The following is a 23,152-nucleotide window of genomic DNA, read 5'->3' as shown; positions in this document are numbered from 1 at the left end:
AGGGATGCGGCAGCCGGCCGGCGCGCGGTGGCGCCGGCCGGAGGTCGTCGTCAGTTGCTGCTCACGCCGCGGCCCAGTTCCCAGATCTGCAGGGCCGAGGAGGAGTTCAGGGCCCACTCGGCGCCGGTGATGTCGTCGCGGGAGGCGACGTACTGCTTGCCCTGCCACAGCGGGAGGACCGGGACCTCGTCCGCGATGATGTCCTGGGCCTGCTTGAAGCCCTCGGCGGCGGAGTTGCGGTCGGTCTGCTGCCGGGTGGTGGGGATGAGCTGGGACTCGATCTTGTTGTTGCGGTACGGGGAGTTGAGGAAGTTCCCCTTGCCGATGAACGGCGCGATGTAGTTGTCCGCGTCGGGGAGGTCGGCGAACCAGCCCATGCCGTAGACGGCGTACTTGCCCTCGGACTGCTCCTTGCGGAACTGCGTCCAGTTGTCGATGCCCTTGATCTGGACGTCGAACAGGCCGCTCTTGTTGAGCTGGCTCTGGAGCTCCTTGAACTCGTCGGCGGTGCTGGAGCCGTAGTGGTTCGCGGTGTAGGTGAGGGTGAGCTTCACCGGGGTGGTGATGTGCGCCTGCTGGAGGATCTTGCGGGCGGCGGGGACGCTCGGGTTGCCGTACTTGGTGAAGAACGAGTTGATGTGGCCGGTGAGGCCCTTGGGCACCAGGGAGTACAGCGGGTCGCCGGCGTAGGAGTACACGTCGCGGACCAGCGCGGAGCGGTTGACCAGTTGGGCCATGGCCTGGCGGACGGCCTTGTCGGAGACCGACGGGTCGTCGGTGTTGAAGGCCAGGTAGCGGATCTCGGAGCCGGGTACGGCCGTCAGGGCGACGTGCTCGTCGCGGGCGTTCTCCAGGCCCTTGATCTGGTCGGGGGCCAGGCTGCGGTTCATCAGGTCGATGTCGCCCTTGCGCAGCGCCTTCTCCATGCCGTCGGAGTTCTCGAAGAACTTCATCTCGACGGTGGAGTTCTTCGTCTCGATCCCGCCCTTGTAGTCGGGGTTCTTGGTGAAGACGGCCTTGCTGACGCGCTCTCCGCTGTGCTCGACCTTCACGGTGTACGGGCCGGAGCCGGACACCTCGAAGCCCTTGTAGAGGCCCTTGGCCGGATACACCTCGCTGTCGACGATGGCCGCCGCCGGGGTGGCGAGCTTCTGCGGGAAGGTGGCGTCCGGCTTCTTGAGGTGGAAGACCACCTCGGTCTCGCTGGGCGTCTCGACCTTGTCGACGTTGTCCACCAGGGAGATGGGGCCGCGGTCGTACTTGATGGCCAGCATCCGGTCGATGGAGAACTTCACGTCCTTGGACGTCAGGGCGTGCCCGTTGGAGAACTTCAGTCCGTCGCGGAGTTTGCAGCGGAACTGCTCGTTCTGGGTGTCCCGGAATCCGCAGGACTCGGCGGCCTCGGGCACCGGCGCGGTGCCGCTCCGAGGCAGCCGCATGAGCGTCTGCAGGGTTCCGCGCAGCACGTTCCACGCGTCGACGTCGTACGCCTGCGCGGGGTCGAGCGGGGCGGGCGCGTCCTTGGTGGCCTCCAGTTGGGCGGTGGTGCCGACCTTGATCGGCTTGCCGCCTTCGCCGGAGCCGTCCGAACTGCCGCAGGCGGCGAGCGTGGGGACGAGCAGACCGGCCAGGGCCGGCAGCACCAAGGTCTTGCGATTCATCGTCGGCAGGTTCCTTATCAGCGCAGAGGTGTTGCTCGCGTTGACATTAGTAGGAACTGCCAGGGCCTCCGGGACACAACAGAGTTGAACGGATATCACGCCCGGATAACGGTTGCCCGGTGATCGATATCCGGACGGTGGAACGAACCGTACGTGCCTCCATCAATCCGGACACTTACCCCCAGGGAAACCAGGAGAAAGCCCCCTTGGAACGACCGCGCGCCGCACTGTCGACGGGTCTGCGCGTGAGAAACGTCACTCCTCCATTGAGGCGATCGTCCGGCTGAATTCAGCCGCCGCATTCGTCACGGAAAATGAGCGGACCGCTCCTTACAGTTTCTTCCGTTTTCAGCGGGACACGCTCAGTACACGCGTCACCGGCCGTCCGTGATGAGCGACCGGAGAAATGGGAGATCCACTTCTTCCAGCGATCCGACCACGGTGCGGCCCGCGCCGGGGCCGATCGGGGCCACCGACGGGACCGCGACGACCTGGCAGCCGGCCGCCTCCCCGCCGTCACCCCGGTGACGGTGTCCTCCACCACGGCGCAGCGCCGGGGGTCCACGCCGAGCCGGGCGGCCGCGGTCAGGTACGGGTCGGGATGGGGCTTCGTACGGGGCAGGTCGTCGCCGGCCAGCGTCAGGCGGAAGTGCTCGGGGCCCAGGGAGTGCAGCATCCGGTCGATGACGGTGCGGTGCGAGGCGGAGACCAGGGCGGTGGGCACGCCGTGCGCGGACAGTTCGGCGAGCAGCCGGCGGGCGCCGGGCATCAGCGGCACACCGCGGGCGATGCGCTCCGCGAACCGGGCGTTGAGCAGCACACTCAGGTCGTCCAGGCCGATGTCGGCGCCGGTCACCTCGATCAGGTACGCGGCGCTGCGCTTCATCGGCCCGCCGACGACGACCTGGCGGTGGTGGTCGTCCAGTACGTGGCCCAGTTCGGCGAAGACCTGGGCCTCGGCCTCCCACCAGAAGCCCTCGGTGTCGACGAGGGTGCCGTCCAGGTCGAGGAAGACGGCCTGCAGGGTGGCGCCGTCGGCCGTACGGGTTCCTACCGCGGGGATGCTGCTCGTCATCCGTGCACCTCCGTACTCGCGCGTCCCCGGAGGGACGAAAGGGCCGGCCGCTCTCCCGCGAGGAGAGAGCGACCGGCCTCTACCGGACCGACCAGTGTACGTCTGTGCGGGGGGACGCGCGTGGCCCGCGGGGACTTCCGTGGCCCTGCCGGTCCCGGTGCTACCGCGCGTTGAAGTACTTCGCCTCCGGGTGGTGGATGACGATCGCGTCGGTGGACTGCTCCGGGTGGAGCTGGAACTCCTCGGAGAGCTGCACCCCGATCCGCTCCGGCTGCAGCAGGTCGGCGATCTTGGCGCGGTCCTCCAGGTCGGGGCAAGCCCCGTAGCCCAGCGAGAAGCGGGCGCCGCGGTACTTCAGCGCGAACATGTCCTCGACGTCCGCGGGGTCCTCGCCCGCGAAGCCCAGCTCGGCGCGGACCCGGGCGTGCCAGTACTCGGCGAGGGCCTCGGCGAGCTGCACGGACAGGCCGTGCAGCTCCAGGTAGTCGCGGTAGGAGTCGGAGGCGAACAGCTCGGCGGTGGCCTCGCCGATCTTCGAGCCGACGGTGACGACCTGGAGGCCGACCACGTCCCGCTCGCCGGACTCCTCCGGGCGGAAGAAGTCCGCCAGGCACAGGCGCCGGCCGCGGCGCTGGCGCGGGAAGGTGAAGCGGGTGCGCTCGGTGCCGTCCTCGTTGAGCAGGATCAGGTCGTCGCCCTTGGAGTAGCAGGGGAAGTACCCGTGGACGACGGCGGCCTCCAGGAGGTTCTCGGTCTGGAGCTTGCCCAGCCAGCCGCGCAGCCGGGGGCGTCCCTCGGTCTCGACCAGTTCCTCGTACGAGGGTCCGTCGCCGGTACGGGCCTGCTTGAGGCCCCACTGCCCCTTGAACAGGGCGCCCTCGTCCAGCCAGGACGCGTAGTCGGCGAGCTGGATGCCCTTGACGACGCGGGTGCCCCAGAAGGGCGGGGCGGGGACGGGGTTGTCGGTGGACACGTCGGAGCGGACGGTGCCCTCCTCCCGCTCCGGCTCCTTGGTCTCGACGTCGCGCTTGGGAACGCGGCGCTGCTTGAGTTCGGGCAGGGTGGCGCCGGGCACGCCGCGCTTGACGGCGATCAGGGCGTCCATCAGGCGCAGGCCCTCGAAGGCGTCGCGGGCGTAGCGGACCTCGCCCTCGTAGATCTCGTGCAGGTCCTGTTCGACGTAGGCGCGGGTCAGGGCGGCGCCGCCGAGGATGACGGGGAAGTCGGCCGCCATCTTGCGCTGGTTGAGCTCCTCCAGGTTCTCCTTCATGATCACCGTGGATTTGACCAGCAGCCCGGACATGCCGATGACGTCGGCGCGGTGTTCCTCGGCGGCTTCCAGGATGGCCGAAACCGGCTGCTTGATGCCGAGGTTGACGACGTTGTAGCCGTTGTTGGACAGGATGATGTCGACGAGGTTCTTGCCGATGTCGTGCACGTCGCCGCGGACGGTCGCCAGGACGATGGTGCCCTTGCCGTCGGCGTCCGTCTTCTCCATGTGCGGCTCCAGGTAGGCCACCGCGGTCTTCATGACCTCGGCGGACTGGAGCACGAACGGCAGTTGCATCTGGCCGGAGCCGAACAGCTCGCCGACCACCTTCATGCCTTCGAGCAGGGTGTCGTTGACGATGTCCAGGGCCGGGCGTTCGGCGAGCGCCGCGTCCAGGTCGGCTTCCAGGCCGTTCTTCTCGCCGTCGATGATGCGGCGCCGCAGCCGCTCCTCCAGGGGCAGCGCGAGCAGTTCCTCGGCCTTGCCGGCCTTCAGCGACTTGGCGGTGGCGCCCTCGAACAGCTCCAGGAGCTTCTGGAGCGGGTCGTAGCCCTCCTCGCGCCGGTCGTAGATCAGGTCGAGGGCGACCTTGACCTGCTCCTCCTCCAGGCGGGCGATCGGCAGGATCTTGGAGGCGTGCACGATCGCCGAGTCCAGTCCGGCCTTGACGCACTCGTCGAGGAAGACGGAGTTGAGCACGATGCGGGCGGCCGGGTTGAGGCCGAAGGAGATGTTGGACAGGCCCAGCGTGGTCTGCACGTCGGGGTGACGCCGCTTCAGCTCGCGGATCGCCTCGATGGTGTTGACGCCGTCCTTGCGGGACTCCTCCTGACCGGTGCAGATGGTGAAGGTCAGGCAGTCGATGAGGATGTCCGACTCGCGGATGCCCCAGTTGGCCGTCAGGTCGGCGATGATGCGCTCGGCGATGGCGACCTTGTTCTCGACGGTGCGGGCCTGGCCCTCCTCGTCGATGGTCAGCGCCATCAGGGCGGCGCCGTGCTCGCGGGCCAGCGCGGCGACCCTGGCGAACCGCGACTCGGGGCCGTCGCCGTCCTCGTAGTTGACGGAGTTGATGACCGCGCGGCCGCCCAGCTTCTCCAGGCCCGCCTGGATCACCGGGACCTCGGTGGAGTCCAGCACGATGGGCAGGGTGGAGGCGGTGGCGAAGCGGCCGGCCAGCTCCCGCATGTCGGCGACGCCGTCCCGGCCGACGTAGTCCACGCACAGGTCGAGCAGGTGGGCGCCCTCGCGGATCTGGTCGCGCGCCATCTCCACGCAGTCGTCCCAGCGGCCGTCCAGCATGGCCTCGCGGAACTTCTTGGAGCCGTTGGCGTTGGTGCGCTCACCGATCGCCAGGTACGAGGTGTCCTGGCGGAACGGGACGGTCTGGTAGAGGGAGGCGGCACCGGGCTCGGGGCGCGGGCTGCGCTCGGTGGGGGCCAGGCCCCGTACCCGCTCGACGACCTGGCGCAGGTGCTCCGGCGTCGTACCGCAGCAGCCGCCGACGAGCGAGAGCCCGTACTCCGCGACGAAGGTCTCCTGGGCGTCGGCCAGCTCGCCCGGGGACAGCGGGTAGTGGGCGCCGTCCTTGCCGAGGACGGGCAGACCGGCGTTCGGCATGCAGGACAGCGGGACGCGGGCGTTGCGCGCGAGGTAGCGCAGGTGCTCGCTCATCTCGGCGGGGCCGGTGGCGCAGTTCAGGCCGATCATGTCGATGCCGAGCGGCTCCAGCGCGGTCAGCGCGGCGCCGATCTCCGAGCCGAGCAGCATGGTGCCGGTGGTCTCGACGGTCACCGAGCAGATCACCGGCAGGTCGGTGCCGGTGGCCGCCAGGGCGCGGCGGGCGCCGAGGACGGCGGCCTTGGTCTGGAGCAGGTCCTGGGTGGTCTCGACGAGCAGCGCGTCGGCGCCGCCGGCGATCATGCCTTCGGCGTTCTGCTGGTAGGCGTCGCGCAGGGTGGCGTAGTCGACGTGGCCGAGGGTGGGCAGCTTGGTGCCGGGGCCCATGGAGCCGAGCACCCAGCGCTGCTGCCCGGTCGAGGCGGTGAACGCGTCGGCGACCTCGCGGGCGATGCGGGCGCCGGACTCGGACAGTTCGAAGACCCGTTCGGGGATGTCGTACTCGGCGAGCGCGGCGTAGTTGGCGCCGAAGGTGTTGGTCTCGACGCAGTCGACACCGACCGCGAAGTACTCCTCGTGGACCGAACGGACGATGTCCGGACGGGTGATGTTCAGGATCTCGTTGCAGCCCTCAAGCTGTTGGAAGTCCTCCATCGACGGGTCCTGGGCCTGGAGCATCGTGCCCATCGCCCCGTCGGCCACCACCACGCGGGAGGCGAGGGCCTCGCGGAGTGCCGTGGTGCGGGATGTGCTGGCGGACGATGGCGTGTACGAGGCCATGGAGGTGCTCCCCTGGTTGCGACGGCTGTCGGCTTTGCGTCTTCCGGTAGAAGGCGCACCCGGTCAGGGTAGCGGGCGTGGCTGCCGGTGGCCCGGGTGTCCCAGGGCTTGGACTCCCGCAAGTCGTACGGGGACCTCGGCGGCGGCCGGGGCCCGCGGGAGCCGGGCGGGAGGCGGCACCGGACCCGCTCAAGATCATTGGCAGGGGTCGGTCGACTGCCACAGGTCGGCATTCACCGATATCGTTCAGCATTGCCGAACCGCTCTCCCGGGCCGGTCGCGCGCCGTACACCGCACCATGTCACCCGCTTCACCGCTTCACCGGAGGTTGCCCGATGGCACGGAACATCCAGTCACTGGAACGTGCCGCCGCGATGCTGCGGCTGCTGGCCGGCGGCGAGCGGCGGCTGGGCCTCTCCGACATCTCCTCCGCGCTGGGCCTGGCCAAGGGCACCGCGCACGGCATCCTGCGCACCCTCCAGCAGGAGGGCTTCGTCGAGCAGGACCCGGCGTCCGGCCGCTATCAACTGGGCGCCGAGCTGCTGCGCCTCGGCAACAGCTACCTGGACGTGCACGAGCTGCGCGCCCGCGCGCTCGTGTGGACGGACGACCTGGCGCGCTCCAGCGGCGAGAGCGTCTACCTGGGGGTGCTGCACCAGCAGGGCGTGCTGATCGTGCACCACGTCTTCCGTCCCGACGACAGCCGCCAGGTGCTGGAGGTCGGCGCGATGCACCCGCTGCACAGCACGGCGCTGGGCAAGGTGCTGACGGCGTACGACCCGGTGGCGCACAGCGAGGCGGCGGAGGCCGAGCGGCAGGCGTTCACGCCGCGCACGGTGACCGCGCTGGAGGACCTGGAGGGTGTGCTGGACCTCACCCGGGCGCGCGGCTGGGCGGCCGACGTGGAGGAGACCTGGGAGGGCGTGGCGTCGGTGGCCGCGCCCATCCACGACCGGCGGCGGATGCCGGTGGGCGCGGTGGGTGTGACGGGTGCGGTGGAGCGGGTCTGCCGGGACGGCGAGCCGGGTGAGCTGCGGCCGGAAATCGTCGCCGCCGTGCGGGATTGCGCCCGAGCGGTCTCCCGGGACCTGGGCGCAGGGCGATTCTGACCCCTTCCATCCCATACGTTCACCTAAGTTTTCAGTCACAGAACCCTTGACGGGGTGCTACGTGTGAAGAAAACTGCCGTTCGTCGGTCGGCATTGTCGAACACCAAACGACAATATTGGTTATGGTGGACAGTGCCGGAGGCCGACCAACGCCCTCTCGGAGGGCGCGGACCTCGGAGGGACCCGGGGTCCGCCTTCCCCTGGACGAAGGACAAAGGAGTCGCGGGTGTCCAGCTCCGACATCTTCATCAGCGAGACCATCGGTACCGCTGTTCTGATCCTGCTGGGCGGTGGCGTCTGCGCCGCCGTCACGCTGAAGCGCTCGAAGGCATTCGAAGCGGGATGGGTGGCCATCGCCTTCGGGTGGGGTTTCGCCGTACTGACCGGCGCGTACATCGCGTCGAAGTCCGGCGCGCACCTCAACCCGGCGGTCACCGTGGGACTGGCCGTCAAGGGCGGCACGCCGTGGGGCGACGTACCGGTCTACTTCGCCGGGCAACTGCTCGGCGCCATGATCGGCGCGGTGCTCGTGTGGCTCGCGTACTACGGCCACTTCAAGGCCCATCTGACCGACCCGGAGATCGTGGGCGAGCAGAGCGGGCCGGAAGGCATGGTCGACAGGGCAGCGGCCCCCAAGGCCGGCCCGGTTCTCGGCGTCTTCTCCACCGGACCCGAGATCCGCAACGCGGTGCAGAACCTGACCACCGAGGTCATCGCCACCATCGTGCTCGTGCTGGCGATCCTCACGCAGGGCCTCAGTGACGACGGCAAGGGCGTCGGCGTCATCGGCGCGCTGCTGACCGCGTTCGTGGTCGTCGGTATCGGTCTGTCGCTGGGCGGCCCGACCGGCTACGCGATCAACCCGGTTCGCGACCTCGGTCCGCGTATCGTCCACTCGCTGCTTCCGCTGCCGAACAAGGGCGGGTCGGACTGGGGCTACGCGTGGATCCCGGTCGCCGGTCCGCTGATCGGCGGCGCGATCGCCGGTGGTATCTACAACCTCGCGTTCGCCTGAGCCGCGCCGCCCGACCGAAGATTTTTGGAGCACAGACACACATGAGCGACAACCACAGCACCGCCTCCCACGGCCACGGCCCGTTCATCGCGGCCATCGACCAGGGCACCACGTCCAGCCGCTGCATCGTGTTCGACAAGGACGGCCGGATCGTCTCGGTCGACCAGAAGGAGCACGAACAGATCTTCCCCAAGCCGGGGTGGGTCGAGCACGACGCCAAGGAGATCTGGGAGAACGTCCAGCAGGTCGTGGCCGGTGCCGTCGACAAGGCCGGCATCACCGCCAAGGACGTCAAGGCGATCGGCATCACCAATCAGCGCGAGACCACGCTGATGTGGGACAAGAACACCGGCGAGCCGGTCCACAACGCCATCGTCTGGCAGGACACCCGTACCGACGCGCTCTGCCGTGAGCTGGGCCGCAACGTCGGCAAGGACCGCTTCCGCCGCGAGACCGGCCTGCCGCTGGCCTCGTACTTCGCCGCCCCGAAGATCCGCTGGCTGCTGGACAACGTCGAGGGCCTGCGCGAGCGCGCCGAGGCCGGCGACATCCTCTTCGGCACCATGGACTCCTGGGTCATCTGGAACCTGACCGGCGGCGCCGAGGGCGGCGTGCACGTCACCGACGTCACCAACGCCTCGCGCACCCTGCTGATGAACCTGCGCAGGCTGGAGTGGGACGAGAAGATCCTGCACTCCATCGACATCCCGGCCGCGGTGCTGCCGGAGATCCGCTCGTCGGCCGAGGTGTACGGCACCGCCGCCGCGGGCGCGCTGGCCGGCGTGCCGGTCGCCTCGGCACTGGGCGACCAGCAGGCCGCGCTGTTCGGCCAGACCTGCTACGACAAGGGCGAGGCCAAGTCCACGTACGGCACCGGCACCTTCATGCTGATGAACACCGGTGACGAGCCCGTCAACTCCTACAACGGGCTGCTGACCACGGTCGGCTACCGCATCGGCGACGAGCCGCCGGTGTACGCCCTGGAGGGCTCCATCGCCGTCACCGGTTCGCTGGTGCAGTGGATGCGCGACCAGATGGGCCTGATCAACTCGGCCGCCGAGATCGAGACGCTGGCCAGCACCGTCGAGGACAACGGCGGCGCGTACTTCGTCCCGGCCTTCTCCGGCCTGTTCGCCCCCTACTGGCGCTCGGACGCGCGCGGCGTGATCGCGGGCCTGACCCGCTACGTCACCAAGGCGCACATCGCCCGCGCCGTCCTCGAGGCCACCGCCTGGCAGACCCGCGAGATCACCGACGCCATGACCAAGGACTCCGGCGTCGACCTGACCTCGCTGAAGGTCGACGGCGGAATGACCTCCAACAACCTGCTGATGCAGACCATCTCGGACTTCCTGGACGCGCCCGTGGTGCGCCCGATGGTGGCCGAGACGACCTGCCTCGGCGCCGCCTACGCCGCCGGACTGGCCGTCGGCTTCTGGCCGGACACCGACGCGCTGCGCGCCAACTGGCGCCGGGCCGCCGAGTGGACCCCCCGCATGGACGCGGAGACCCGCGACCGCGAGTACAAGAGCTGGCTCAAGGCCGTCGAGCGGACCATGGGCTGGATCGAGGACGAGGAGTAATCATGAGCACCCTGCAGAGCGTCCCGGCCCTCGGGACGCACCCGGCCGACGGTTCCACCCAGAGCCGCGCCGAGACCCGGGAGCAGCTTTCCAAGGCGACGTACGACCTCCTGGTGATCGGCGGCGGCATCCTGGGCATCTCCACCGCCTGGCACGCCGCGCAGTCGGGGCTGCGGGTTGCGCTGGTGGACGCCGGCGACTTCGCCGGCGCCACCTCCTCCGCCTCCTCCAAGCTGCTCCACGGCGGTCTGCGCTACCTGCAGACCGGCGCGGTCAAGCTGGTGGCGGAGAACCACTTCGAGCGCCGTGCGGTCTCGCGTGAGGTGGCCCCCCACCTCGCCAACCCGCTGACCTTCTACCTGCCGGTCTACAAGGGCGGCCCGCACGGCGCGGCCAAGCTGGGCGCGGGTGTCTTCGCGTACTCGGCGCTGTCCGCCTTCGGTGACGGTGTCGGTCACGTCATCAGCCCGGCCAAGGCCCAGCGCGACGTGCCGGAGCTGCGGACGGACAACCTCAAGGCCGTCGCGGTGTACGGCGACGACCAGATGAACGACGCCCGGATGGCCCTGATGACGGTCCGCGCGGCCGTCGAGGCCGGCGCCACCGTCCTCAACCACGCCGAGGTCACGGGGCTGCGCTTCACCCAGGGCCGGGTCACCGGTGCCGAGCTGAAGGACGGCACCGACGGCACCGAGTTCGGTGTCAACGCCCGCCTGGTCCTGAACGCGACCGGCCCGTGGGTCGACCACCTGCGCAAGATGGAGAACCCGAACGCGGCGCCCTCCATCCGTCTGTCCAAGGGCGCGCACCTGGTCCTCAAGCGCACCTCCCCCTGGAAGGCCGCGCTGGCCACCCCGATCGACAAGTACCGCATCACCTTCGCCCTCCCCTGGGAGGACATGCTGCTGCTCGGTACGACCGACGAGGAGTACGAGGGCGACCCGGCGGACGTCCGTGTCACCGAGAAGGACACCGCGCAGATCCTGGACGAGGCGGCCTTCTCCGTCCGCGACCAGCAGCTTTCGCGTGACCTGATCACGTACTCCTTCGCGGGTCTGCGGGTGCTGCCGGGCGGCCCCGGCGACACCTCCAAGGCCAAGCGCGAGACCGTCGTCACCGAGGGCGCGGGCGGCATGCTCTCCGTCGCGGGCGGCAAGTGGACCACCTTCCGCCACATCGGCCGTACGGTCATGAACAAGCTGGCGGCGCTGCCCGGCCAGCCGCTGGCCGAGGACATGGAGCCGATCGCGCACCTGCCGAAGAAGCTGCCGCTGCCGGGTATCGCCAACCCCAACGCGGTCGCCCACCGGCTGCTGGTCGACGGCTCGGCCCCCGGCCCGCGCATGGCGCCGGAGACCGCCCGCCACCTGGCCACCCACTACGGTTCGCTGTCCTTCGACATCGCGCGGCTGGCCAACGAGGACGCGGCCCTGGCCGAGCGCATCCACCCGGACGCGCCGGAGATCTGGGCCCAGGTCGTCTACGCCCGGGACCACGAGTGGGCGGAGACGGTCGACGACGTGCTGCGCCGCCGCACCACGCTGACCATCCGCGGCCTGGACACGGAGGACGTCCGCGCCCGGACCAAGTCGATACTGGAGCAGCGCGGCTGACCCGCTGCCTCTCCTGTCGTCCTGAGGGCGGCTCCCCGCCGGGGAGCCGCCCTTCGGCGTACCGGAGGAAACCTCAGAGCCCGTGCGCGCAGTGCTCGGCGATCGCCATGGCGGTGAGGTTGGTGTTGGCGGCGGGCAGCGTCGGCATCACGGACGCGTCGATGACGTGCAGGGCGTCGACTCCGTGTACGGCACCGGAGGCGGAGACCACCGCGCCGGGGTCCGCGGCCGGGCCCATCCGGCAGGTGCCGGCAGCGTGCTGGTAGCCGCTGACGGTCTGCCGCAGCGCTTCCGCCAACTGCGCGTCGGTGGTGACGGCGGGGCCCGGCGTGCGCTCCTCGCGGAGCAGGCCGGACAGGGGCGCGGTACGGGCGAGGGAGCGGCCCAGCCGCATGCCCGTCACCATGCGGCGGGTGTCCTCCGGGTCGCGCAGGAAGCCGACGTCGATGCGCGGGGCGTCGCGGGGGTCGGCGGAGCGGAGCCGGAGCCGGCCGCAGGAGGAAGGCCGCAGCAGGGCCACCCAGAAGGTGAGCACCGTCGCCCCGTCCTCGTCCGTCTCGGGACCCGAGGGGAAGACCTGGAGGTCGGGCGGGCCGTCGCCGCCGCTGAGGTCGCAGGTCAGAAAGGTTTGCAGCACCGGGTCGCGCGGGCCGGGCGGCGGGGCGCAGGTGGCGTACCTGAGGGTGACGGCGGGGTGGTCGCGCAGGTTCTCCCCCACGCCGGGCAGGTCGGCGGTGACGGGGATGCCGAGGCCGTGCAGGTGGTCCGCCGGGCCGATGCCGGAGCGCAGCAGGATGGGCGGGCTGCCGTAGGCGCCTGCGGCGAGCACGACGCGACGGGCGGGCAGCACCGTACGGGCCGGGTCGGCCAACTGGACGCCGACCGCCCGGCCGTCGCGCAGGACGACCCGGTCGACGAGGACGTCACCGCGCACGGTGAGGTTGTCCCGGCCGCGGGCCCGGGCGAGGTAGGTGAGGGCGGTGCTCTGCCGGACGCCGCCGGTCCGGTTGACCGGGACCGGGCCGACGCCGCGGGCGCCGGGGGCGTTGTGGTCGGCGACGGGCGGGTGGCCGAGGGCGGTGCAGGCGTGGTGGAAGGCGCGCTGCCACCGGTTCGTCTCGTCCGTGCCGTACCGCCGTACGGGGACCGGGCCGTCCGTGCCGTGCCAGGGCGGCCCGGCGTCCAGGTCGCGTTCGACGCGGCGCAGACTGGGCAGGAAGTCCGCGAACGACCAGCCGTCGTTGCCCTGGGCGGCCCAGGCGTCGTAGTCCCCCGGGTGCCCGCGCAGGGCGATCGCGGAGTTGATCGCCGAGGAGCCGCCGACGAGCTTGCCGCGGGGCAGGGCGACGGTGCGGCCGAGGGTGCCGGGCTCGCTCACGTACCCCCAGTCGTGGCTGTGCGTGGCGGCGGGGCTGGTGGCCACGTCGTCCGGCAGGCCGTCGGGCGAGCTGCCGTAATCGGGCCCCGCCTCCAGCAGCAGTACGGACCGTCCGGGGTCCTCGGTGAGCCGGTCGGCCAGTACCCCGCCGGCCGAGCCCGCGCCGACGACGATCACATCCCAAGCGTCCATGACCTGCGCTTCTCGCCTCCCGCCGGTTTCGTCCCAGCCCTTCCGGCTCCCTGAGGTACCCGCCGGGCGGAGATCGCACACGTAGCGGCGGGGCCGCGCCGGGCTCCGGTTGCGGACGCCCGCACTAGCATCACCAGACAGGGGCCCGGCCGCTCCCGCGCCGCGTGTCCCGTGTTTCTCCAGCCCCGTCACCGACCTTGGAGATCCTCATGACCTTGCTGACCACCTGGCCGGAGAGCGGTCCGGAGACCGTGCTGCGGCGTACGGCCGAGCCCGCGGAGATCGCCGCGGCGCTGGCGCCGATCGGGGTGCGGTACGAGCAGTGGCCGCTGCGTCCGGGCGTGGCGGCGGACGCGGAGCCCGCGGCCGTTCTCGCGGCGTACCGGGCGGAGATCGCCATGCTGACCGCCGAGGAGGGGTTCGTGACGGTGGACGCGGTGTCCCTGCATCCCGGTGACGATCCGGCGTGGCCGGACAAGGCGACGGCGGCGCGGGAGAAGTTCCTGGCCGAGCACACCCACGAGGACGACGACGAGGTGCGGTTCTTCGTCGCCGGCTCCGGGGTGTTCTATCTGCACGCGGGCGGCGAGGTGCACGCCGTGCTGTGCGAGGAGGGCGATCTGCTGGGCGTGCCGCGGGGCACCACCCACTGGTTCGACATGGGCACCCGCCCGTCCTTCACGGCCCTCCGCTTCTTCCACGAGGAGGACGGCTGGATCGGCACGTTCACGGGCGACGACATCGCGCTGCGGTTCCCGGACTTCGACACGCTCACGGCCGGCCGGGCGGAACGGGGCGCGGCGTGACCCGGACGTTCGACGTGGACCATGTGGTGCTGGACATCGAGGGCACCACGAGCGCGACGGATTTCGTCGTCGGCGAGCTGTATCCGTACGCCCGCAAGCGGTTCGGGCGGCTGCTGACCGAGCGGGCCGCGGAACCAGAGGTTCGGCGGGCCGTCGGGCAGATACGGGCGATGCTGGACGAGCCGGCCGCCGACGCGGCGCGCATCGAGCGGGCGCTCGGCGCGTGGCTGGACGAGGACCGCAAGGCCACGCCCCTGAAGACCCTCCAGGGCATCGCGTGGGCCGAGGGCTTCGCGAGCGGGGAGCTGGTCTCGCACTTCTACCCGGACGTGCTGCCCCGGCTGCGGGAGTGGCACGCGGCGGGGGTACGGCTGCACGTGTACTCGTCGGGCTCGGTGGCGGCGCAGCGGGCGTGGTTCGGGCACAGCCCGGAGGGCGATCTGCGGCCGCTGGCCGGGGAGTTCTACGACACGGAGAACGCCGGGCCCAAACTGGTGGCCGCGTCGTACGAGGCGATCGCCGCGGGCCTGGGGGCCGCGCCCGGGCGGGTGCTGTTCCTGTCCGACCGGCCCGGGGAGCTGGACGCGGCGCGGGCCGCCGGGTGGCACACGGCCGGGGTGCGGCGGCCGGGTGAGCCGTACTACGAGAGCGGGGTGGGCGATCATCCCGAGGTGGCCTCCTTCGCGGAGCTGGAGATCCGTACGGGTGCCGGGGCGGACGCGGCGGCGCCGGACGGGCCGGTCGTGGGCGCCGACGAGGTGCGGCGGGCCGGGGCCCGGCTGGCCGCCGAGGCCGCGCGGTTCGCCGGGTTCGGCTGGATGCGCGGCACGTCCGGCAACCTGTCGGTCGTGCTGGCCCGCGATCCGCTGCGGCTCGCGGTGACCGCGAGCGGACGGGACAAGGGCGAGCTGACCGAGGACGACGTGGTGCTGGTCGACGGGCGGGGCGCCGCCGTCGCGGGGACGGCGGGCCCGGTGGCCGGGGCCGGGAAGCCGTCCGCCGAGGCCGGGCTGCACGCGCGCGTGGTGCGGCTGACCGGGGCGGGCGCGGTCGTGCACGTCCACACGCTCGCCGCGGTGGCGATGGGACGGCGGCGGCCCGGCGGCATCGTCTTCCGGGACCTGGAGATGCTCAAGGGGCTCGGGGTGCCCGCCGAAGGGACGACCGTGCGGCTGCCGGTCATCGCCAACAGCCAGGACATGGACGTGCTCGGGGACCGGCTGGCGGAGGCCAGAGAGCCTCGGATGCCTGCCGTGGTCGTCGCGGGGCACGGGCTGTACGTGTGGGGAGAGGATCTGCCGCAGGCCCGGCACCACGCCGAAGTCGTGCAGTGGCTGCTGGAGTTGGAGGTGGCGTCGGGGCGGGAATGAGCCGGCGGGGGCGGCCGGGCGGGACCACGTTGCGGGTGTGCCGGGGCAGGCCCGTAGGTTGGGGGGCGACCGCCGTCCCGTCCGCATTGTCCCGTGTCCCGGGCCGTGCGCCCGAGCCCTTGGAGCCGACCCGTGTCCCCAGAGTTGTCCCCCATCGCCCGCCTGCCGCGCGGCGGGCTGCCGCCGCAGGCCGTCGTGGTCGGCGACCCGGCCCGCGCCGCCGCGGTCGCCGAGCTGCTCGACGACGCCGTGGAGATCGCGTACCACCGCGAGTACCGGACGTTCACCGGCACCTGGCAGGGCCTGCCGGTGGTCGTCGCCTCGCACGGGGTGGGCGCCCCGGGCGCGGTGCTGCTGTTCCAGGAGCTGGCCGACGCGGGCGTACGGACCTTCGTACGCCTCGGTACGGCGGGCGCGGTCCGGCCGGGGATAGGCGACGGCGACCTGGTGATCGCCGAGGCGGCCGTACGGGACGACGGGGTGACGCAGCAACTGGTGCCGCCGGAGTACCCGGCCGTGGCCGCGCCGGAGGCGGTGCTGGCGCTCGCCGGGGCGGCGGCGCGGGCCGGGGCGCCGTACCACCGGGGGTGGTGTGGACCCGGGCGGCGTTCCAGCCGGGGCTGCTGCCGCTGCCGGTGGCGGCGTACACCGCGGCGGGCGTGGCGGCGATCGAGATGGAGGTGTCCGCGCTGCTGGTGACCGCCGGGCTGCGCGGGCTGACGGCCGGCGCGGTCCTGGTGATCGACGGGGTGAACGCGGACGAGCTGGTCGACGAGGCGGCCACCGGCGGGTACGACCCGCACCGGGACGCCGTCGCCGAGGGCGTGGCGCGCGGCTCCGTCGTCGCGCTGGACGCCCTGCGGACGCTGGCGGAGGAGGCCCGGTGAGCGCGGTACGGAACACGGAGGCGGCGGGGGGCGTCCCGGCGGCGGCCGATCTGCTGGTGCACGGCGGTACGGTGCTCACCGTCGACGCGGCGGGCACGGTGCTGGCCGACGGCGCGGTCGCCGTACGGAACGGGGAGATCGTCGCGGTGGGCGCGGCCGCCGGGCTGCGCGCCGCGTACCGGGCGGCCGAGGAGATCGACGCCACCGGCTGCCTGGTCCTCCCCGGCCTCGTCAACACCCACACCCACCTGGCGATGACGCTGCTGCGCGGCCACGCCGACGACCTGGACCTCCAGGGCTTCCTGGGCCGGGTGGTGCCCCGGGAGAACGCGCTGCTGTCCCCGGAAGCGGTGACCGCGGGCCTGCGGCTGGCCATTGCGGAGAGCGTGCGGGGCGGGGTGACCACCGCCCTGGACATGTACTGGTTCCACGAGGCCGCCGAACGCACGGCGCGGGACGCCGGCTGGCGGCTGCTGTCCGGCCCGACGTTCATGGACGTGCCCGGCCCGCCCGACCGGATGCCGTACGGGAACCGGATGGCGTGGGCGCGCGAGCACCTCGACGGCCACGCCCCCTCCCCCGGCACCCGCCCGGTGGTCTTCGCACACAGCGCCTACACCCTGGACACCGCGCAGCTCACGGACATCGCGGCGCTGGCCAGGGAACACGGCGCGCTGCTGCACCTGCACGCCGCGGAGAACGCCAACGAGGTGGCGACGGTACGCGAGCGGCACGGCAAGCGCCCCGTCGAACTGCTGGAGTCCCTGGGGCTGCTGGGCCCGGACACGCTGCTCGCGCACGCGGTCGAGCTGACCGACACCGAGATCGCCGCGCTGGCCGCGACCGGTACGGGCGTCGCGCACTGCCCGGTCTCCAACCTCAAGCTGGGCAGCGGCATCGCCCCGGTCCCGGAGCTGCTGCGGCAGGGCGTCCGGGTCGGGCTCGGCACGGACGGCGCGGTCAGCTCCAACTCCCTGGACATGGTGGGCGCGCTGGGGCTGGCGGCGCTGGTGCACAAGGCGGGCGGCGACCCCACGGCGGTCGGTGCCGAGCAGGCCGTACGCATGGCGACGATCGAAGGGGCATGGGCCCTGGGGCTGGGCGGGCAGCTCGGCTCGCTGGAGGTGGGCAAGCGCGCGGACCTGGCGGTGCTCGACCTCGGCGGTACGCACCTGGCGCCCCGGCACGACCCGTGGTCGACGCTGGCGTACTCGGCGCGGGCCGGTGACGTCCGGGACACGGTCGTCGACGGCCGGGTGCTGATGCGCGACCGGCGGCTGACGACGCTGGACGAGGCGGCCGCGGCGGCCGAGGCGGAGGCGCTCGTCCGGGCCGTGTGAGTGCGCCGGTGACCTTCCGGGCCGCGGGCGGCGCTTTCCGTACGCGGCCCGGGAGTTCACCCGTCACCGGCTTCGGCCGGAGGGTCCCGGGGCCGGGCTTCCGTGGCCATAATGACGCAGACATCGGATGTATGCGGGCGTCCGGTGGCGGTGCGCGAGCGGGGAGGCTGCGGACATGGCGGTCACGGACGAGGCCATAGAGAAGATCAAGGCGATGATCGTCTCCGGTGCCCTGCGGCCGGGCGACCGGCTGCCGAAGGAGAGCGAACTCGCCGCGGACCTGGGCCTGTCCCGCAACTCGCTGCGCGAGGCGGTACGGGCCCTGTCGCTGATCCGCATCCTGGACGTCCGCCAGGGCGACGGCACCTACGTCACCAGCCTGGACCCGCAGCTCCTCCTCGAAGCGCTGAGCTTCGTGGTGGACTTCCACCGCGACGACACGGCCCTGGAGTTCCTGGCCGTCCGCCGGATCCTGGAGCCGGCCGCCACCGCGATGGCGGCCGGCCGTATCCACCCCGCCGAACTGGACGACCTGGAACGCCGGTTGGACGCGCTCGGCCCGCAGACGCCGGTGGAGGCCCTGGTCGCCTGCGACCTGGAGTTCCACCGGCGGATCGTGGCCACCGCCGGCAACCCGGTGCTGTGCTCCCTGCTCGACGGCCTGTCCGGGCCGACGACCCGGGCCCGGGTCTGGCGCGGGCTGACGCAGAAGGACGCCGTCAGCCGCACCCTCACCGAGCACCGGGCGATCCTCGGCGCCCTCCGCGACCGGGACGCGGAGGCGGCGCGGGCCTGGGCGACGGTGCACATCGCCGGCGTCGAGCAGTGGCTGCGCTCCACGGCGTGACGAGGCCGCCCGCGCCTTCCCCCTGATCAGATGGTGAACCCACCGTCCACCGCGATCGACGCGCCGGTGACGTACCGGCCGCTCTCCCCCGCCAGGTACGCCACGGCCGCCGCGATGTCCGACGGCTGCCCGTAGCGCCCGAGCGCGGTCAACTGGGCCTGCATCGGCGCGCTCTCACCGTCGGCCGGGTTCATGTCGGTGTCGACCGGCCCCGGGTGGACGAGGTTGACGGTGATGTCGCGCGGGCCCAGTTCCCTGGCCAGGGCCCTGGTCAGGCCGGTGAGCGCGGCCTTGCTCGTCGCGTACAGCGTGCCGCCGGGGAAGGGGGCGCGCCCGGCCATGCAACTGCCGATGCCGATGATGCGCCCGCCGTCGCCCATCCGACGGGCGGCGGCCTGCGCGGCCAGGAACGGCCCCCGGACGTTGACGGCCAGCACGCGGTCCACGTCCTCCTCGGCGATCTCCTCGACCGGCCCCAGCACACCGACCCCCGCGTTGTTGACCAGAATGTCCAGCCGCCCGAACCGCTCCACCGTGCCGTCCACGGCCGCCCGCACGGCCGCCGCGTCCGCACTGTCGGCCCGCACCGCCCAGGCACGGCGCCCCAGCGCCTCGATCTGCACCACCACCTTGGCGGCGCGGGCCTCCTCCCCGCGATAGGTGAACGCCACATCGGCCCCGTCGGCGGCGAGCCGCACCGCGACGGCCTCCCCGATCCCCCGGCTGCCGCCGGTCACCAGTGCCACCTTGCCGTCGAGCTGTGCGGTCGTCATGTCCGCCCCTTCGTGTTCGCTGCGCCGATCGCGCTATTTACCGAGATGTGGTGATCTGTCGCCCTCGGCGACATGACTCGATACTCGTGCGCGGCGGGCGGCGGGGCTGGCGGAATCCGGACGGTGCGTCCGGGCTACCCAGGCGCCGTCCATCCAGGGCTGTGGGCGGCGGGTCAGGTCCCAGAGGTGGTGGTGCGCGTCGATGCGGCCGGGCGGGGGCGGCTGTCCGGGACGGTCGGCGGGGCCGGTCACGGGCGGCCGGCCGGCGCGGTCGGTCACGAGGGAGCGCCGGGGTCGGCGGTGGGCAGGGGCAGTCCGGGGGCGAGCAGGCCGCGGTCGGTGAGGGCGTGCCAGAGGGCGTCGGGGATGTCGTACGTGAACAGTTCCGCGTTCTCCCGGGACTCCTCCGGTGACGCGGCGCCGACCAGGGCGCCCGCCACGGCGGGATGGCCGAAGGGGAAGCGCAGGGCCGCGGCCTTGAGGGGGACGCCGAACTCCGCGCACACGGCGCCGAGCCGCCGCGCCCGCTCCACCAGCGCGGCGGGGGCCGGCGCGTAGTCGTACGGTGCGCCGGGCGACGGGTCGGCCAACAGCCCCGAGTTGTAGACGCCGCCGACGACGACCGACGTGCCGCGGTGCACGCAGACCGGCAGGAGGTCGTCGAAGGCCGACCGGTCGAGCAGGGTCCAGCGCCCGGCGCACAGCACCACGTCCACGTCGAGGTCGGCGACGAACCGGGCCAGCGGACCGCTGGAGTTCATGCCGAGGCCGATGGCGCCGACCACGCCCTGCGCGCGCAGTTCGGCGAGGGCGGGGAAGCCGGACGCGTACACCTCGGCGGCGCGGCCTTCGACGTCGTGCAAGTAGACGATGTCGACGGCGGCGACGCCGAGCCGTTCCAGGGAGGCGTCGAGCGTGCGGCGGATGCCGTCGCGGGTGAGGTCCCGGACGCGGGCGCGCGGCGGGGTGGCGGTGTAGCCCTGGCCGTCCACCGCCTCGCCCGGCGCGAGGGGCCGCAGCCGCAGGCCGACCTTGGTGGACAGGACGTACGAGGCGCGGTCCCGCCCGGCCAGCGCGCGGCCCAGGCGCTCCTCGGACAGGCCGAGTCCGTAGTGCGGCGCGGTGTCGAAGTGGCGGACGCCGGTGTCGAGGGCGGCGCGTACGGTCTGCTGGGCGCGGTCCTCGGGGAGGGGCCGGTAGAGGTTGCCGAGGGGCGCGCAGCCCAGTCCGAGGGGCGGTACGGTCACGTCCGTACGGCCCAACCGCCGTCGCCCGTGCGGGATGTACGGCATGTCGGCCTCCTTGGTCCCGGATCCCGGGTCCCGCTCGTCGGGGCCGTTCAGGAACCGCGCCTGTAGAGCAGCTTGGCGGAGGCGGTCTCGCCCTTCCAGTGCACGGTGATGCCGGGGTCCTTCCGCCGCGTGCAGGCTGCGAACGCCTCGGGGCGGCCCCGCCTGTTGACGGAGCTGAGGGCACCCTGATGGCGCCGGTGTCCTGCGGGGTGATCACGACCACCTCGATGTCCGTGCGCGGCAGGTCGATGCCGATCCTGCCCCGGGCCTCGCTGCCTCGGTTGCAGCCGGTGAGCGCGGCGGCGAGCAGTACGGCACAGGCTGCCGTGCCGCGCACCCTGAGCCGTACGGATCAGGGCGCGGGGCGCAGGCGCAGTCCCTGCATCCCGCCGTCGACCGCGAGGGAGGTGCCGGTGATGCCGGAGGCGGCCGGGGACGCCAAGTGGGCGATGGCGGCGGCCACTTCGTCCGCGGTGACCATCCGGCCGGTCGGCTGCCGGGCGTCGAGCGCGGCCCGCTCGGCCGCCGGGTCGGGGGCCTGGTCCAGCAGCCGCCCGATCCAGGGGGTGTCGGCCGTACCGGGGTTGACGCAGTTGACGCGGATGCCTTCGCGGACGTGGTCGGCGGCCATGGCGAGGGTGAGGGAGAGCACGGCTCCCTTGCTGGCGCCGTACAGGGCGCGCTGCGGCAGGCCGGCGGTGGCGGCGATCGAGCAGGTGTGGGTGATCGACGCACGGCCGGGGCGGGCGGCGGCCGTACGCCGCAGGTGCGGCAGGGCGGCCCGCGCGGTGCGCACCAGCCCCAGGACGTTGACGTCGAGGACGTGCCGCCACTCCTCGTCGGCGTTGTCCTCCACCGTGCCGACGGCGCCGATGCCCGCGTTGCCGACGAGGGTGTCCAGCGCTCCGCCCAGCGCGCCCACGGCCGCCGCGACGGCTGCCCGTACGGCGGCGTCGTCGGTCACGTCGGCCGTGACGGGCACGGTGCCGGGCGGCGCCCCGGCCGGGTCGCGGTCCAGTACGGCGACGCGGGCGCCGCGGCGCAGCAGCAGGGCGGCGGTGGCGGCGCCGATGCCGGAGGCGCCGCCGGTGACGATCGCCGCCATACCGGCGAAGTCGCGCGCTTCCGTAAGGGACGCGTGCGGTCCGGTTGCGGCGCTCATTCCGCGGCCTCCTCTTCCCCGGCCCGCCATACCGGCCCGTCCGGGAAGCGGTACGCGGCGACCGAGGCGGGTTTCATGCGGGCCGAGAAGCCGGGGGCCGAGGGTGCCCGGTAGCGGCCGCCCTCGACGACGGCCGGGTCGGTGAAGTGCTCGTGGAGGTGGTCGACGTACTCGATCGCCCGGTCCTCCCGGCTCCCGGAGACCGCCACGTAGTCGAACATCGCCAGGTGCTGCACCAGTTCGCACAGCCCAACCCCGCCCGCGTGCGGGCATACGGGCACGCCGTACTTGGCCGCGAGCAGCAGGATCGCCAGGTTCTCGTTGACGCCCGCCACCCGGGCCGCGTCGATCTGGACGAAGTCCACCGCCCGGGCCTGGAGCAACTGCTTGAAGACGACGCGGTTGGCGGCGTGCTCCCCGGTGGCGACCTTGACCGGCTGCCCGGCCCGCACGGCGGCGTGCCCCAGGATGTCGTCGGGGCTGGTCGGCTCCTCGATCCAGTACGGCCGGTACGGCGCGAGCGCGGTCATCCAGCGCACCGCGTCGGCCACGTCCCAGCGCTGGTTGGCGTCGACCGCGATGCGCACCTCGGGCCCGACGGCCTCCCGTACCAGCCGCAGCCGCCGCAGGTCGTCGTCGAGATCGGCACCCACCTTGAGCTTGATCTGCCCGAACCCGTCGGCCACCGCCCGCTCGGCCAGCCGTACGAGCGTGGCGTCGTCGTGGCCGAGCCAGCCGGGCGAGGTGGCGTACGCGGGGTAGCCCTCGGCGCGGAGCCGGGCGGCGCGTTCCTCGCGGCCGGGCGCGGCGGCCCGCAGGATCGCCAGCGCCTCGTCCGGGGTCAGCGCGTCGGTGAGGTAGCGGAAGTCGACGAGGGAGACCAGCTCCTCGGGCGGCATGGCGGCCAGGAACGCCCACAGCGGCAGGCCGGCGCGGGTGGCGGCCAGGTCCCAGGCGGCGTTGACGAGTGCCCCGGCCGCCATGTGCGTCACGCCCTTCTCCGGTCCGAGCCAGCGAAGCTGCGAGTCATGGGTCAGGTCGCGGTGCAGGGCGGCCAGACCGGCGGCCGTCACGGGGGCCGGGCGGCCGGTCACGGCCGGGGCGAGGGCGCGGATCGCGGCGGCGGCGAGGTCGTTGCCGCGGCCGATGGTGAAGCACAGGCCGTGCCCCCGGCCGCCGTCGGCGGTGTGCAGGACGACGTAGGCGGCGGAGTAGTCGGGGTCCGGGTTCATGGCGTCCGAGCCCTCGCGCCGCCGCGAGGTGGGAAAGCGGACGTCGTGGACCTCGACCTCCGTGACGGGCGCGGATGCGGTGACGGCCATGCGTACGCCTCCGGCGAGGTGCGGACGGACATCGGACCTTTCCCGGACCTCCGATGT

15 protein-coding genes and 2 pseudogenes are annotated in these 23,152 nt (G+C 72.6%); 9 read left to right on the top strand and 8 right to left on the bottom strand.

Features of this window, described 5'->3' with window-relative positions:
* Nucleotides 1-50 precede the first annotated feature (50 nt).
* From EJG53_RS33240 to metH, 3 genes and pseudogenes are all read right to left on the bottom strand, one after another.
* Complete coding sequence (locus tag EJG53_RS33240; RefSeq protein WP_125048025.1) at nt 51-1,661, bottom strand: ABC transporter substrate-binding protein; 1,611 nt, start codon at nt 1,659-1,661, stop codon at nt 51-53.
* A gap of 374 nt (nt 1,662-2,035) precedes the next feature.
* Nucleotides 2,036-2,736 (bottom strand): annotated as a pseudogene (locus EJG53_RS33235) (HAD family hydrolase).
* A gap of 160 nt (nt 2,737-2,896) precedes the next feature.
* Nucleotides 2,897-6,406, bottom strand: a complete 3,510-nt coding sequence (gene metH / locus EJG53_RS33230) for a methionine synthase (protein WP_125048024.1) — start codon at nt 6,404-6,406, stop codon at nt 2,897-2,899.
* Nucleotides 6,407-6,741: 335 nt separating this feature from the next.
* Here metH and EJG53_RS33225 point away from each other — a divergent pair, with 335 nt between their 5' ends.
* The 4 genes from EJG53_RS33225 to EJG53_RS33210 all read left to right on the top strand — a co-directional run bounded on the left by EJG53_RS33225 (nt 6,742) and on the right by EJG53_RS33210 (nt 11,726).
* Nucleotides 6,742-7,515 carry an IclR family transcriptional regulator gene (locus EJG53_RS33225; RefSeq protein ID WP_030021479.1) on the top strand — a complete coding sequence of 258 codons (774 nt, stop codon included), beginning with the start codon at nt 6,742-6,744 and terminating at the stop codon, nt 7,513-7,515.
* 226 nt (nt 7,516-7,741) lie between these two features.
* Nucleotides 7,742-8,530 carry an MIP/aquaporin family protein gene (locus EJG53_RS33220; RefSeq protein WP_125048023.1) on the top strand — a complete coding sequence of 263 codons (789 nt, stop codon included), beginning with the start codon at nt 7,742-7,744 and terminating at the stop codon, nt 8,528-8,530.
* A 41-nt stretch (nt 8,531-8,571) separates the two neighbouring features.
* Nucleotides 8,572-10,113, top strand: coding sequence for a glycerol kinase GlpK (glpK, locus tag EJG53_RS33215; RefSeq protein ID WP_031010686.1), 1,542 nt, complete (start codon nt 8,572-8,574; stop codon nt 10,111-10,113).
* Nucleotides 10,114-10,115: 2 nt separating this feature from the next.
* Nucleotides 10,116-11,726, top strand: a complete 1,611-nt coding sequence (locus EJG53_RS33210; protein WP_031010688.1) for a glycerol-3-phosphate dehydrogenase/oxidase — start codon at nt 10,116-10,118, stop codon at nt 11,724-11,726.
* Between the two features lie 73 nt (nt 11,727-11,799).
* On the opposite strand, the gene EJG53_RS33205 is transcribed toward EJG53_RS33210, so the two are convergent.
* Entirely contained in the window at nt 11,800-13,296 is a 1,497-nt protein-coding gene (locus tag EJG53_RS33205) for a GMC family oxidoreductase (RefSeq protein ID WP_125048022.1), read from the bottom strand.
* A 209-nt stretch (nt 13,297-13,505) separates the two neighbouring features.
* Here EJG53_RS33205 and EJG53_RS33200 point away from each other — a divergent pair, with 209 nt between their 5' ends.
* The 5 genes and pseudogenes from EJG53_RS33200 (at nt 13,506) to EJG53_RS33180 (ending at nt 18,546) form a co-directional block, all read left to right on the top strand.
* Entirely contained in the window at nt 13,506-14,102 is a 597-nt protein-coding gene (locus EJG53_RS33200; protein WP_125048021.1) for a 1,2-dihydroxy-3-keto-5-methylthiopentene dioxygenase, read from the top strand.
* Entirely contained in the window at nt 14,099-15,472 is a 1,374-nt protein-coding gene (gene mtnC / locus EJG53_RS43440; RefSeq protein WP_125048020.1) for an acireductone synthase, read from the top strand. Before EJG53_RS33200 ends, mtnC begins: the two co-directional genes overlap by 4 nt.
* Before the next feature lie 132 nt (nt 15,473-15,604).
* Nucleotides 15,605-16,359: pseudogene (locus EJG53_RS33190) on the top strand (phosphorylase family protein).
* Nucleotides 16,356-17,699, top strand: coding sequence for an amidohydrolase (locus EJG53_RS33185; protein ID WP_125048019.1), 1,344 nt, complete (start codon nt 16,356-16,358; stop codon nt 17,697-17,699). Before EJG53_RS33190 ends, EJG53_RS33185 begins: the two are co-directional and overlap by 4 nt.
* Nucleotides 17,700-17,874: 175 nt before the next feature.
* Nucleotides 17,875-18,546: a FadR/GntR family transcriptional regulator gene (locus EJG53_RS33180; protein ID WP_125048018.1), complete on the top strand. Its 672-nt coding sequence runs from the start codon at nt 17,875-17,877 to the stop codon at nt 18,544-18,546.
* A 26-nt stretch (nt 18,547-18,572) separates the two neighbouring features.
* Here EJG53_RS33180 and EJG53_RS33175 read toward each other — a convergent pair whose 3' ends face one another.
* The 4 genes from EJG53_RS33175 to EJG53_RS33160 all read right to left on the bottom strand — a co-directional run bounded on the left by EJG53_RS33175 (nt 18,573) and on the right by EJG53_RS33160 (nt 23,095).
* Nucleotides 18,573-19,319, bottom strand: a complete 747-nt coding sequence (locus tag EJG53_RS33175) for a glucose 1-dehydrogenase (RefSeq protein ID WP_125048017.1) — start codon at nt 19,317-19,319, stop codon at nt 18,573-18,575.
* 275 nt (nt 19,320-19,594) lie between these two features.
* Nucleotides 19,595-20,611: an aldo/keto reductase gene (locus EJG53_RS33170; RefSeq protein ID WP_125048016.1), complete on the bottom strand. Its 1,017-nt coding sequence runs from the start codon at nt 20,609-20,611 to the stop codon at nt 19,595-19,597.
* Nucleotides 20,612-20,963: 352 nt separating this feature from the next.
* Nucleotides 20,964-21,773: an SDR family NAD(P)-dependent oxidoreductase gene (locus tag EJG53_RS33165; RefSeq protein WP_125048015.1), complete on the bottom strand. Its 810-nt coding sequence runs from the start codon at nt 21,771-21,773 to the stop codon at nt 20,964-20,966.
* Nucleotides 21,770-23,095 (bottom strand): enolase C-terminal domain-like protein, encoded by a 1,326-nt coding sequence (locus EJG53_RS33160; protein ID WP_125048014.1) that lies wholly within the window; start codon nt 23,093-23,095, stop codon nt 21,770-21,772. The genes EJG53_RS33165 and EJG53_RS33160 overlap by 4 nt, the downstream gene beginning before the upstream one ends.
* Nucleotides 23,096-23,152: the final 57 nt, after the last annotated feature.

The organism is Streptomyces chrestomyceticus JCM 4735, from assembly GCF_003865135.1.
In the GTDB taxonomy this organism is placed as follows: domain Bacteria; phylum Actinomycetota; class Actinomycetes; order Streptomycetales; family Streptomycetaceae; genus Streptomyces; species Streptomyces chrestomyceticus.
Note: the sequence above shows the minus strand (reverse complement) of the source record. Positions and strands in the feature narration are given on the sequence as shown.

What these genes read in the sequence shown, in the direction of transcription:
- EJG53_RS33180 (WP_125048018.1), top strand. Translation starts at nt 17,875, where the DNA reads ATGGCGGTCACGGACGAGGCCATAGAGAAGATCAAGGCGATGATCGTC.
- metH (WP_125048024.1), bottom strand. Translation starts at nt 6,406, where the DNA reads ATGGCCTCGTACACGCCATCGTCCGCCAGCACATCCCGCACCACGGCA.
- EJG53_RS33200 (WP_125048021.1), top strand. Translation starts at nt 13,506, where the DNA reads ATGACCTTGCTGACCACCTGGCCGGAGAGCGGTCCGGAGACCGTGCTG.
- glpK (WP_031010686.1), top strand. Translation starts at nt 8,572, where the DNA reads ATGAGCGACAACCACAGCACCGCCTCCCACGGCCACGGCCCGTTCATC.
- EJG53_RS33210 (WP_031010688.1), top strand. Translation starts at nt 10,116, where the DNA reads ATGAGCACCCTGCAGAGCGTCCCGGCCCTCGGGACGCACCCGGCCGAC.
- EJG53_RS33160 (WP_125048014.1), bottom strand. Translation starts at nt 23,095, where the DNA reads ATGGCCGTCACCGCATCCGCGCCCGTCACGGAGGTCGAGGTCCACGAC.
- EJG53_RS33225 (WP_030021479.1), top strand. Translation starts at nt 6,742, where the DNA reads ATGGCACGGAACATCCAGTCACTGGAACGTGCCGCCGCGATGCTGCGG.
- EJG53_RS33170 (WP_125048016.1), bottom strand. Translation starts at nt 20,611, where the DNA reads ATGCCGTACATCCCGCACGGGCGACGGCGGTTGGGCCGTACGGACGTG.
- EJG53_RS33175 (WP_125048017.1), bottom strand. Translation starts at nt 19,319, where the DNA reads ATGACGACCGCACAGCTCGACGGCAAGGTGGCACTGGTGACCGGCGGC.
- EJG53_RS33165 (WP_125048015.1), bottom strand. Translation starts at nt 21,773, where the DNA reads ATGAGCGCCGCAACCGGACCGCACGCGTCCCTTACGGAAGCGCGCGAC.
- EJG53_RS33205 (WP_125048022.1), bottom strand. Translation starts at nt 13,296, where the DNA reads ATGGACGCTTGGGATGTGATCGTCGTCGGCGCGGGCTCGGCCGGCGGG.
- EJG53_RS33240 (WP_125048025.1), bottom strand. Translation starts at nt 1,661, where the DNA reads ATGAATCGCAAGACCTTGGTGCTGCCGGCCCTGGCCGGTCTGCTCGTC.